8 protein-coding genes are annotated in these 11,255 nt (G+C 63.4%); 5 read left to right on the forward strand and 3 right to left on the reverse strand.

All coding sequences use genetic code 11. From position 1 onward, the window contains the following. Positions 1-7: 7 nt before the first annotated feature. Positions 8-745 carry a response regulator gene (locus ACSSVH_RS09120; RefSeq protein WP_169957178.1) on the reverse strand — a complete coding sequence of 246 codons (738 nt, stop codon included), beginning with the start codon at positions 743-745 and terminating at the stop codon, positions 8-10. A gap of 179 nt (positions 746-924) precedes the next feature. Between ACSSVH_RS09120 and ACSSVH_RS09125 the strand changes: the two genes are divergently transcribed. The 3 genes from ACSSVH_RS09125 to ACSSVH_RS09135 all read left to right on the forward strand — a co-directional run bounded on the left by ACSSVH_RS09125 (position 925) and on the right by ACSSVH_RS09135 (position 3,855). Beyond that, positions 925-1,800 carry a pirin family protein gene (locus tag ACSSVH_RS09125; RefSeq protein ID WP_492634389.1) on the forward strand — a complete coding sequence of 292 codons (876 nt, stop codon included), beginning with the start codon at positions 925-927 and terminating at the stop codon, positions 1,798-1,800. Positions 1,801-1,870: 70 nt separating this feature from the next. Next, on the forward strand, positions 1,871-3,313 hold the full coding sequence (locus ACSSVH_RS09130; protein WP_169957182.1) for a mechanosensitive ion channel family protein: 1,443 nt from the start codon (positions 1,871-1,873) through the stop codon (positions 3,311-3,313). Between the two features lie 104 nt (positions 3,314-3,417). Further along, on the forward strand, positions 3,418-3,855 hold the full coding sequence (locus ACSSVH_RS09135) for a carboxymuconolactone decarboxylase family protein (RefSeq protein WP_172314687.1): 438 nt from the start codon (positions 3,418-3,420) through the stop codon (positions 3,853-3,855). 157 nt (positions 3,856-4,012) lie between these two features. Here ACSSVH_RS09135 and ACSSVH_RS09140 read toward each other — a convergent pair whose 3' ends face one another. After that, on the reverse strand, positions 4,013-6,175 hold the full coding sequence (locus ACSSVH_RS09140) for a TonB-dependent siderophore receptor (RefSeq protein ID WP_492634390.1): 2,163 nt from the start codon (positions 6,173-6,175) through the stop codon (positions 4,013-4,015). A 192-nt stretch (positions 6,176-6,367) separates the two neighbouring features. Here ACSSVH_RS09140 and ACSSVH_RS09145 point away from each other — a divergent pair, with 192 nt between their 5' ends. Next, positions 6,368-7,147, forward strand: a complete 780-nt coding sequence (locus ACSSVH_RS09145) for an acetoin reductase (protein WP_492634391.1) — start codon at positions 6,368-6,370, stop codon at positions 7,145-7,147. A 935-nt stretch (positions 7,148-8,082) separates the two neighbouring features. On the opposite strand, the gene ACSSVH_RS09150 is transcribed toward ACSSVH_RS09145, so the two are convergent. Next, the gene (locus ACSSVH_RS09150; RefSeq protein ID WP_492634392.1) at positions 8,083-9,945 is read right to left on the reverse strand and encodes a sigma-54-dependent Fis family transcriptional regulator; all 1,863 of its coding nucleotides are present in this window, start codon (positions 9,943-9,945) and stop codon (positions 8,083-8,085) included. A 309-nt stretch (positions 9,946-10,254) separates the two neighbouring features. Between ACSSVH_RS09150 and ACSSVH_RS09155 the strand changes: the two genes are divergently transcribed. After that, positions 10,255-11,235: a thiamine pyrophosphate-dependent dehydrogenase E1 component subunit alpha gene (locus tag ACSSVH_RS09155; protein ID WP_057445001.1), complete on the forward strand. Its 981-nt coding sequence runs from the start codon at positions 10,255-10,257 to the stop codon at positions 11,233-11,235. Positions 11,236-11,255 lie beyond the last annotated feature (20 nt).

The following is an 11,255-nucleotide window of genomic DNA, read 5'->3' on the forward strand; positions in this document are numbered from 1 at the left end:
CAGCGGTTCAAGCGGCGCACGGGGTGACGTCGGCCGCCAGCAGGTAGCCGCCGCCCCAGATGGTGCGCAACAGGTCCGCCGCCGCGCCGTCGTGGGCCAGTTTGCGGCGCAGGCGGCTGACCTGGCGGTCGATGGTGCGGTCACTGACATCACTGTCGGCGGCGGCGGTCAGGTCGATCAGGCGCTCGCGGGGCAACAGGGTGTTGGGATGCTCGAGGAACACTTGCAGCAGCCGGCTTTCGGCGGTGCTCAGTTGGATCGGCGGGCAGCCTGCGCGGGTCAGCAGTGCGCTGATGGCGCTGAAGTGCCAGCCGGCGAAGCCGTAGCTGCGGCTGGCCGGCGCCATGGGGGCCTGGCTGCGGCCCTGGCGGCGCAGCACGCTGTGGATGCGCGCCACCAGTTCACGGGGTTCGAAGGGCTTGGTGATGTAGTCGTCGGCGCCCAGGTCCAGGCCGCGAATGCGGTCGGCGGCGGCGTCGCGGGCGGTCAACAGGATCACCGGGGTGTTGCTGCGCCGATGCAGTTGGTTGCACAGCTCAAAACCGTCGCCATCGGGTAGCAGCACATCCAGCACGATCACATCGAAGGCCTGGGTCTTGAGCAGTTGCCACATGCCCGCTGCATCTTCAGCGGTGCGCACCTCGAAGGTGTGGCGACGCAAATAGATGGCCAGCGGCTCGCGGATCTTGCGGTGGTCGTCCACCACCAGGACGCGCGGCGCTACAGGCGCAGGGGCAAATGGCATGGCGGCCCTCGGGGGAGTTGAGCGGGAGAGCGGGGATATTACTACGAGTCATTATCATTCACGTATTTTATGACACGCCGCCATCAAGTCGTCCCATGTATGGAACGATGCGAGCCAAATCCGCTGTCTACCGCCTTATTGGTATTGGATTTAAGGTGTATGCACATTGGAGGACCCTCATGAAAAACATCATCGGTATCTACACCAGCCCACGCAGCCACTGGGTAGGCGACGGTTTCCCGGTTCGCACGCTGTTTTCCTACGACACCATGGGCAAGCACATCAGCCCGTTCCTGCTGCTGGACCACGCCGGCCCGGCGGATTTCACCCCCACCAACCAGCGGCGTGGCGTAGGCCAGCATCCCCATCGCGGCTTTGAAACCGTGACCATCGTCTACGAAGGCGAAGTCGAGCACCGTGATTCCACCGGCGCCGGCGGTACCATCGGCCCGGGCGATGTGCAGTGGATGACTGCGGCCAAAGGGATCCTGCACGAGGAGTTCCATTCCCAAGCCTTCGCCAAACGGGGCGGGGCCCTGGAAATGGTGCAACTGTGGGTCAACCTGCCGGCCAAGGACAAAATGAGCGAGGCCGGCTACCAGACCATCCTCGACGGCGATATCCCGTCGTTGCCCCTGGCCAATGGCGCCGGCAGCCTGCGCCTGATCGCCGGTGAGTTCGCGGGCCGCACAGGGCCGGCGCGCACCTTCACGCCGATTGACGTGTGGGACCTGCGCCTCAACGGCGGCAAGGCCGTGACCCTGGACCTGCACGCCGGGCGCAATACCGCGCTGGTGGTGCTCAAAGGCACCGTGCAAGTCAACGGTCAGGAACTGGCACGCGAAGGGCAATTGGTGCTGTTCGAGCGTGATGGCGCGCAGATCAGCCTGGAGTCCAACGCCGACGCCATGGTGCTGCTGCTCAGTGGTGAACCCATCGACGAGCCCATCGTCGGTCACGGCCCGTTCGTGATGAACACCGAGCAAGAGATTCACCAGGCCTTCGCCGACTTCCAGTCTGGCCAGTTCGGCCAAATGCACGGCGCCTCCCGCTGATTGGGGGTGTCCTATACCCGCCAACGCCATTTCATGCGATCTTCAGGGCATTCGCCCTGGAGTCGCCTGGATGCTGTCTTTCATCTCCGCTCACCCGATGCTGTGCGCCCTGGCGCTGATCCTTATCGATATCGTCGTCTGGCGTCTGTTTTCAGCCAGTTCCGGCAACTGGAAACTGATCGCGCGCCTGGGCATCTTCGCCGTGTTCAGTGCCGTGCTGTTCAACGACGGCATGAACCCCATGCAACTGGCGCCCTATGCCGACAACACCCCACTGCACCTGGCCGCCACCGCCTTGCAGATCGGCTGGTGGTTGTTCGCCGCGCGCACCCTGACGGTGTTGCTCGGGGCCTTGATGATGCAGCGGGTCGGCCACACCGGGCGCTTGCTGCAAGACCTGATGGGCGCGGTGATCTTCCTGATCGCGATCATCGCGGCCATGGCCTACGTGCTCGACCTGCCGGTCAAGGGCGTGCTGGCCACCTCCGGCGCGGTGGCGATCATCGTCGGCCTGGCGTTGCAAAGTACTTTGAGCGACGTGTTCTCCGGGATTGTGCTCAACACCACCAAGCCCTACCAACTCGATGACTGGATCTCCATCGACGGCACCGAAGGCCGGGTGACGGATATCGACTGGCGCGCCACGCGCCTGCAAACCTCCCAGGGCAGCATGGCGGTGATCCCCAACTCGCTGGCGGCCAAGGCCAAGATCATCAACTTCTCGCGCCCGGCCGACATGTTCGGCCTGGCGGTGAGCCTGCAAGTCAGCCCTCACGCGCGCCCGCAAACGGTATTGGAAGCCCTGGAACGGGCCATGCAAGGTTGCCGGCAATTGCTGGCCAAGCCGGCGCCGAGTGTGGCGTTCAAGACCTCCACCGGGGGGGGCGTGGAATATGAAATCAGCGGCTTTGTGCCGGCCATGGCCCTCAAGCGCGAGGTGCGCAACCAGCTTTATGACCTGGCCTACCGGCATTTGCAGGCGGCCGGCGTAAGCCTGTTGTCCAGCGCCGAAAGCCCGACCTCGCCGGCCACCACGCCCGCACGTGCACTGCTGGAAAGCTCGAATATCTTCTCGACCCTGCGCCAGGAAGAGAAGGAAACCTTCAGCCAGAACATGACCCTGCACACCTTCCGCGCCGGCGAGATGATCCTGCCGACCGGGGAGGTCAGCGATCACCTGTTTATCATTGAGTCCGGGGTGGTTTCGGTGATGCTGGTCAAGGCCGGGCACAAATTCGAAGCCGGGCGCATGGGGCCGGGCGAGGTGATTGGCGAAGCGGGGATTCTGGGGGAGCAAAGCGTGCCCGCGGACTTTGTGGCCAAGACCTACTGCACCCTCTATCGCATCGAAAAGGAATACCTCAAGCCGTGCCTGGACGCGCGCCACGACATCAGCGAGGCCATGCAGAACCTCCTGGATTTCCGCCTGCACGCCGCCCAGCACCTGACCCAGGACGCACCCATCGTGCCGGTGAAAAAGGGCTTCTTGCATTGGCTGCGCAGCCGGGCCTGAAGCGCCTGGCATTGGCTACCTGTTCTTCGTCAGGATTGGCTATTTGTGCGAGGCAGTGGGGTGATTAAGCTGGGCGCCAATTCCCACTGTCCAGGAGTCACACAATGCACGCCCGCACCGATTTCTACACCGCGTCCCCTGACGCCATGAAAGCCATGCTCGCCCTGGAAGCCGCCGTCGGCAAACTGTCCATTGAACTGCCGCTGCTCGAACTGGTGCGCCTGCGCGTCTCCCAGATCAACGGCTGCGCCTTCTGCCTGGACATGCACACCGCCGATGCACGCAAGGGCGGCGAGACCGAACGGCGCCTGTACACCCTCTCGGCCTGGCGCGAAACGCCGTTCTTCACCCCGCGCGAGCGTGCCGCCCTGGCCTGGGCCGAAAGCTTGACGCTGATCAGCCAGACCCACGCGGCGGATGAAGATTATGCGTTGCTCAATGCCGAGTTCAGCGCCGCCGAGCAGGTTGACCTGAGCGTGGCCATCGCCACCATCAACAGCTGGAACCGCCTGGCGGTGGGCTTTCGCAAGATGCCCAAGTAACGACATTCAAGGGTAGGCGCTGGCCAATGTAGGAGCTGGCTTGTGTGGGAGCTGGCTTGCCTGCGATGCAGGCGCCTAGGTCTTACAGATGCACCGAGGTGATGCCATCGCTGGCAAGCCAGCTCCCACATAAGCCAGGTTTCCCATTGGATCGGGGTTAGAAGTTGATGGAAGCACTCAGGCGCGCCGTCAATGGTGCACCCTGGAACAGGTAGTCATCGCCCATGTATTCGCCCGCATCACGCCAGTAGCGCTTGTCGAACAGGTTGTCGACGCTCAGGCGCAACACCGTTTCATAGCCATCGACTTTGGTGGTGTAGCGGCTGCCGATGTTGACCAGCGCATAATCCCCCACTTCCACATTGCCGGTGCGGTTGGCGTTCTTGCTGGCGCTGTATTGCACGCCGCCGAGCACTGCCAGGCCGTTGACCCAGGGCAGGGCGTAGTCGGCGTACACACTGGCGCGCAGCTTGGGCACGTTGATTGTCTGGTGATCTTCGTACTGCGGGGTGCCGCTACCGTTCACCCGTGCCCGAATCGCCGCCACGCTGGTGGCGATCTGCAGACGCTCGGTGGCCCAGCCGTTGGCGGACAGTTCCAGCCCGGTGTTCTTCTGCTGGCCCTGCTGCACGTAGGTGAATTCGCCGGCGCTGTCTGGCTTGGCGTACTGGTAGGCCTGGCGCGTCTGGAACACTGCGGCGGCGAAGCTGATGCGGCGCCAGTCGTATTTCACCCCGGCTTCGATCTGCCGCGAGACGGTCGGGGCGAGGATTTCCCCATCGTTGCTCGCATACCACGGTGCCTCACCGCCCAGTGACAGGCCCTTGCTGTAGCTGGTGTACAGCGAGATGTTTTCCACTGGCTTGTAGATCAGCGCAGCGTTGGGCAGGAACTCGTACTGCTGGGTGTGACGCTCCTGCACGCCATATCGATCGAAGGCTTTTTCATCCAGGCGCACTTCGCGGCCACCGAGCACGGTTTGCCATTGCTCGTTGAAACTGATGCGGTCGGTAACGAACAACCCGTACTGGCGGCTGTCGAGGCGCCGGTGGCTGTCGTGCAGGGGCTTGTCGGTGGGCGGGAAGGTTTCCGGGTCCTGATCGATATTGCCGCTGCCGACGTATTCATTGACTGACTTGCGCTTGTCGATCACCCGGCGAAAAGCGCTGGTGCCGAAGGTCAGTTCATGGCTCAGGCCGGCCGTGCTGAACAGGCCGGTCATGGCCGCCTGGACTTCATCATTGCGCCGGGTGTCGTCAGGGCTGCGGTAGTCAGCGATATCGTAGTTGCCTTCCGGGCTGAAGTAGTTCGGCACTTTGACGCCTTCGCAGCTTGGGGAGCCGTAGCAACCCCAGGCAAACGAACTGTAGTCATCAATCACCACCTTGCTGCGGGCCGCGCTGACGCTGCCTTTCCACTGGTCACTGAAGCGGTACTCGAACTTGCCGTTGAGGTTCAGCGAGTCGATCCCCACCTGCTTGGCGCCGCTCTGGTGGCCGAGCAGTTTTTTCGGTGAGGCGTCGTGGGGCACTTCGGTGCCGCCGAGCAACTGGTAGCCGGGCACCGAGCGCTGTTGTTTGTCCTGGTATTCGGCATCCAGTTGCAGCACGGCGTCGGGGCTGATGTTCCAGTCGAAGGCCAGGGATACAAAGTCCCGCTGGCCATTGGCGTGCTCGACATAGGAATTGAGGTCTTCATGGGCGACGTTGGCGCGCAAGCCAAATTGCTGCTCGCTGCCAAACCAGCCGCCGACGTCGGTGGCGATATAGCCGCTGCCGCGATCATCGGTGGACACCGTGACCGAGCGCACGTCTTCCGGGCGCTTGGTCACGTAGTTGATCACGCCGCTGGGCTCGGAAATCCCGCTTTGCAGGCCCGCCAGGCCCTTGAGCAACTCCACCCGCTGCTTGTTTTCCAGGGCCACGTTCTGCTCGCCGGTGATGGTGCGGCCGTTGATCTTGTAGCTGCTGGCGGCATTCAGGGAAAAGCCCCGGACCACGAAATTTTCGTAGTAGCCAATCGGTGCGTAGCTTTCGCCCACCGAGGCGTCGTTGCGCAGCACTTCGCTGAGCAGGCGTGCCTGCTGGTCCTTGATCAGCGCGGCATTGATCACGGTGATCGAGGCCGGGGTGTCGAGCAGCGGCGCCTCATCGAAGCCGCCGACCGACGCGCTTTGCGCACGATAACCGGACTCATCCTGGCCCTGGATGTTCAGCGCCGGCAGTTCCAGCTCAGCCGCCAGGCTGTTGCCAATGCCGCCGCTGAGCAGCAGGCCGAAGGCCAAATGTGAGGTGACGACGGGGCGAAAACGCAAAACCATGGGGGCAAGGCCTTAAAGCGCGGGGCGGGGGCGCATAAGCTAGGCATAAGTGCGCGTCTTTACAAGTACTCGCCTTGGCCTGGCTGTTTGAGACGTTGCGTCTCAAGCCCCACGCCAATCCGTCCGGGCCTCGACAGCGTGACCCCACACCTGCGATAGACAAGGCTTCGCTTATCGTTGCAGGAGATCATCATGGGTATCGCTGGAAAAGTTGCACTGGTGACCGGTGCCGGGCAAGGCATTGGCCGGGCCATCGCCCTGCGCCTGGCGCGGGACGGGGCGGATATCGCGCTGGTCGACATCAATGGCGCCAAGCTCGAAGCCGTGGCGGCCGAGGTGGTGGCACTTGGGCGCAAGGCCTCGGTGTTCATCGCCGACGTGTCCAAGCGTGAACAGGTGGTCGCGGCGGTCGAGCATGCGCACCAGACCCTGGGTGGCTTTGACATCATCGTCAACAACGCCGGGGTGGCGCAGATCGATTCGCTGCTGGACGTGACTCCGGAACAGGTCGAACGCACCCTGGGCATCAACGTGCAGGGCGTGTTGTGGGGCATCCAGGCTGCCGGCAATAAGTTCAAGGCGCTCAAGCAGAAGGGCAAGATCATCAATGCCTGCTCGATTGCCGGGCATGAAGGCTTTGCCCTGCTGGGCGTGTACTCGGCGACCAAGTTTGCCGTGCGCGCCCTGACCCAGGCGGCGGCCAAGGAACTGGCAAGCGCGGGGGTGACGGTGAATGCTTATTGCCCGGGCGTGGTGGGCACCGATATGTGGGTCGAGATCGACAAGCGCATGGCCGAGATTACCGGCGCGCCAGTGAGGGCGACGTACAAGAAGTACGTGGATGGGATTGCCCTGGGCCGTGCAGAAACGCCGGAGGATGTGGCGGGGCTGGTGGCTTACCTGGCCGGCCCGGATTCGGACTACATGACCGGGCAGGCGCCGTTGATCGACGGTGGCCTCGTGTACCGCTAACCCCCAGACTCGACTCGGTAAAAAATCTGGGAGCGGGCTTGGATCTTCGTATATTGAGCACCGTGTGCATCCTGCGGTGGCAGTGAAATGCAATCTTCCAAACCCTGAGGATCAATGTAGGAGCTGTCGAGCCTTGGCGAGGCTGCGATAGCGGCGGCATTGCTGGGATTGATGCTGGCTGACCCACCGCTATCGCTGGCAAGCCAGCTCCTACATTGGATCGTCGTACATTGAGTGCCGTATGCATCCTGCACTGGCAGCTGAAATGCAATCTTCCAGACCCTGAAGATCAATGTAGGAGCTGTCGAGCCTTGGCGAGGCTGCGATGGCGGCGGCATTGCTGGGATTGATGTTGGCTGACCCACCGCTATCGCTGGCAAGCCAGCTCCTACATTGGATCGTCGTACATTGAGTACCGTATGCATCCTGCGGTGGCAGTGAAATGCAATCTTCCAACCCCTGAGGATCAATGTAGGAGCTGTCGAGCCTTGGCGAGGCTGCGATGGCGGCGGCATTGCTGGGATTGATGTTGGCTGACCCACCGCTATCGCTGGCAAGCCAGCTCCTACATTGGATCTTCAGTACATGGAGTACCGTATGCATCCTGCGGTGGCAGTGAAATGCAATCTTCCAACCCCTGAGGATCAATGTAGGAGCTGTCGAGCCTTGGCGAGGCTGCGATGGCGGCGGCATTGTTGGAGTTGATGTTGGCTGACCCGCCGCTATCGCTGGCAAGCCAGCTCCTACATTGGATCTTCAGTACATTGAGTGCCGTATGCATCCTGCGGTGGCAGTGAAATGCAATCTTCCAACCCCTGAGGATCAATGTAGGAGCTGTCGAGCCTTGGCGAGGCTGCGATGGCGGCGGCATTGCTGGGATGGAAGTTGGCTGACCCACCGCTATCGCTGGCAAGCCACATTTGGATTGCATTGGGTCAGGGGTGTTTACCCGGCATATCAATGCCCAGCTGCTTGACCCGGCGATACAGGGTCGCGCGGGAAATTCCCAGCGCCTGCGCCGCCGGCAATGGCTTCCAGCGATGGCGTACCAGGGCATCCAGCACCACTTGCCGCTCCGGGCTCATACTTTGCTCAAGCTCGAGCTCCAGCCGCTCACCACGCACCTCCACCGGCAAGTCCGCCAGTTGGATCGTGCCGCCTTCACACACCGCACAGGCATACGCCAGCACATGGCGCAGTTGCCGCACATTGCCCGGCCAGGCATAGCCCAGCAGCAACTCCAGCGCAGCCTGGCCGATGCCGACCGTGACCCCGCTGCTGCGGGCCTCCTGTTCCAGCAGCCGGTTGATCAACGCCAGTTTGTCGGTGCGCTCGCGCAGGGGCGGCAGGGTGACGCGGGCGCAGCCCAGGCGAAAGTACAGGTCTTCACGGAAACGCCCGTCACTGACCAGGGTCGCCAGGTCGCGGTGGCTGGCGCAGATCACCTGGATATCCACCGCGCGGGTTTTTGCCGCGCCCAGCGGGGCCACTTCACCTTCGGCCATCACCCGTAGCAAGCGTGTTTGCAGGGCCAGGGGCATATCGCCGATTTCATCGAGAAATAGCGTGCCGCCGTGGGCCTGCTGCAACAGCCCGGTCATGCCCTTGCTGGACGCCCCGGTAAACGCGCCGGCGACATAGCCGAACAACTCGCTTTCGATCAGGTTCTCCGGGATCGCCGCACAGTTCACCGCCACGAATGGCCCGTCGCGGCGCGCGCTGCGGGCGTGCAGTTGGCGGGCGAAGACTTCCTTGCCGGCCCCGGTCTCACCCTGCACCAGCACCGGCAGGTTGCGATCCTTGACCCGCACGGCCAGGCGCAGGTGTTCTTCCACGCGTGGGTCGACCTGGGAGCTCGGCAGCGCCCGCGCCGGTTGGCGTCGCGGGGTGTTGACGCGCACTTGCAGCACCCCAGGTTCTCCCAGCCACTGCAGTTGCTGGACCGACTGATCGGTCATTGCGCGCAGGGCATCGAGGTCGAACACCTCGCCGATATGCACCGGCACCTGGCCAAAACGCCGGCGCAGTGCCTGGCGGGCCTTGCTGTTCAAGGCTTGCAGGCGCCCGTCGTGGTCCCAGGCCAGCAGCAGGTCGGGTTGGCTGTCGACATAACCTGGTGTGCTGTGGGCCTGAAGCACCCAGTGCTTGGCGGCGCTGTGCATGAAGAAGGCGTTTTCGATGGCCTGGGCGCTCTGCGCCACCATCTGCCGCACCAGGTGCTGGCTGCGACGGTCATCCGGGGATTGCAGCGCCGAGGCATCCATCACCCCCAGCAGGTTGCCCTGGGGGTCGAAGATCGGCGCGGCGGAGCAGGTCAGGTTGATAAAGGCGGCGCGGAAGTGGTCGCGTTTGTGCACCGTCACCGCTGCCTTGCTGGTCAGCACCGTGGCCACGCCGCAGGTGCCTTCTTCGGCTTCCGACCAGCAGGTGCCCAGGTACAGGCCGGCCTTGCGGCAGTCGCTGCGGATGGCCGCGTCTACGCGGTGGTCGATGGTCTGGCCCTGGGCGTCGGTGAGCATCACGCAGTAGTCGGCGTGGCGCACGCGGTGGTGCAGTTGGCTGACTTGCTCGCTGGCAATGCGCATGAACAGTTCGGCGCGCTCGCGGCATTCCTTGAGCAGCGGCTCGCTGAGGATCCGCGGGCCCTGCAGGGAACCGGGGTCCAGGTGGTGTTGTTCCATGGAGCGGCGCCATGAATCGAAAATCAGCGACGGCACCGGTGCCTGGGGCAGGCGGTCGGCATTGCGGACCACGCGACTGACGCAGTCGACGTGCTCTCTGGAGTTCGCGGCGAGCATAAGGCCTCCGGTTCTCGATCTTTGTTGTTATGCCCGCCATTAAGCGCCCGCGGGCGCAGGGGGACAAGGGCGGCCTGACCAACTGCCCGCCTTGAGACGCAACGTCTCATCCTGCCTGAGACGCAGCCTGCACGCTGCAATGCGCCGTCTCATTGTGCGGTGGCATGCCGCACCGGCACAACCGCACGGCACTGCTCTGGATCAAGGCTTTGCCAGGTTTTGCCGCGCCTTGGCACAGGCTGTGCTGAACAGGTTGCAGCTGGCCGCAGCCAGCCTTTTGTGTGTCGAGGCAACCTGGAGAACAACAAGATGTCCACTCACCTGTCCACCGATCAACTGCTGCATGCCTACACCGTGATGCGCACCATCCGTGATTTCGAAGAGCGCCTGCACGTGGAATTCGCCACCGGCGAGATCCCCGGTTTCGTGCACCTGTATGCCGGCCAGGAAGCCTGCGCCGCCGGAGTCATGGCCCATCTCAACGATGAAGATTGCATCGCCTCCAACCACCGTGGCCACGGCCATTGCATCGCCAAGGGCGTGGATGTGTTCGGTATGATGGCCGAGATCTACGGCAAGAAAACCGGGGTCTGCGGCGGCAAGGGCGGCTCCATGCACATTGCCGACCAGGAGAAGGGCATGCTCGGCGCCAACGGCATTGTCGGCGCCGGTGCACCGCTGGCGGCGGGCGCGGCCCTGGCATCCAAGCTCAAGGGCAGCCAGGGCGTGGCCGTGGCATTTTTTGGCGACGGCGGTTCCAACGAAGGCGCGGTGTTCGAGGCGATGAACCTGGCCGCGATCATGAAGCTGCCATGCCTGTTCGTCGCCGAGAACAACGGTTATGCCGAAGCTACCGGTTCCGGCTGGTCGGTGGCGTGCAAGGACATTGCCGAGCGCGCCGTAGGTTTTGGCATGCCGGGGGTGATTGTCGATGGCAATGATTTTTTTGCCGTCCACGCGGCGCTGGGCGTGGCGGTGGCGCGGGCGCGCCAGGGCGAGGGGCCGACCCTGGTCGAGGTCAAGTTGCACCGCTTCTACGGCCACTTTGAAGGCGATGCGCAAACCTATCGCGGCCGTGACGAGGTGAAAAACCTGCGCGAAACCCAGGATTGCCTGGCGCTGTTCCGCCAGCGCTGCAGCGCCGAAGGCTGGTTGCAGGCGGCGCAGTTCGAGCGCATCGACGCCGAAGTCGCGCAGTTGATCGACGACGCCGTGCGCCTGGCCAAGTCCGATCCCAAGCCCCAGGCCGCCGACCTGCTCAGCGATGTCTACGTCGCCTACCGCTCATAACAACAAGACCCGGAGAGAAT

Source organism: Pseudomonas sp. HC1(2025) (assembly GCF_058742075.1).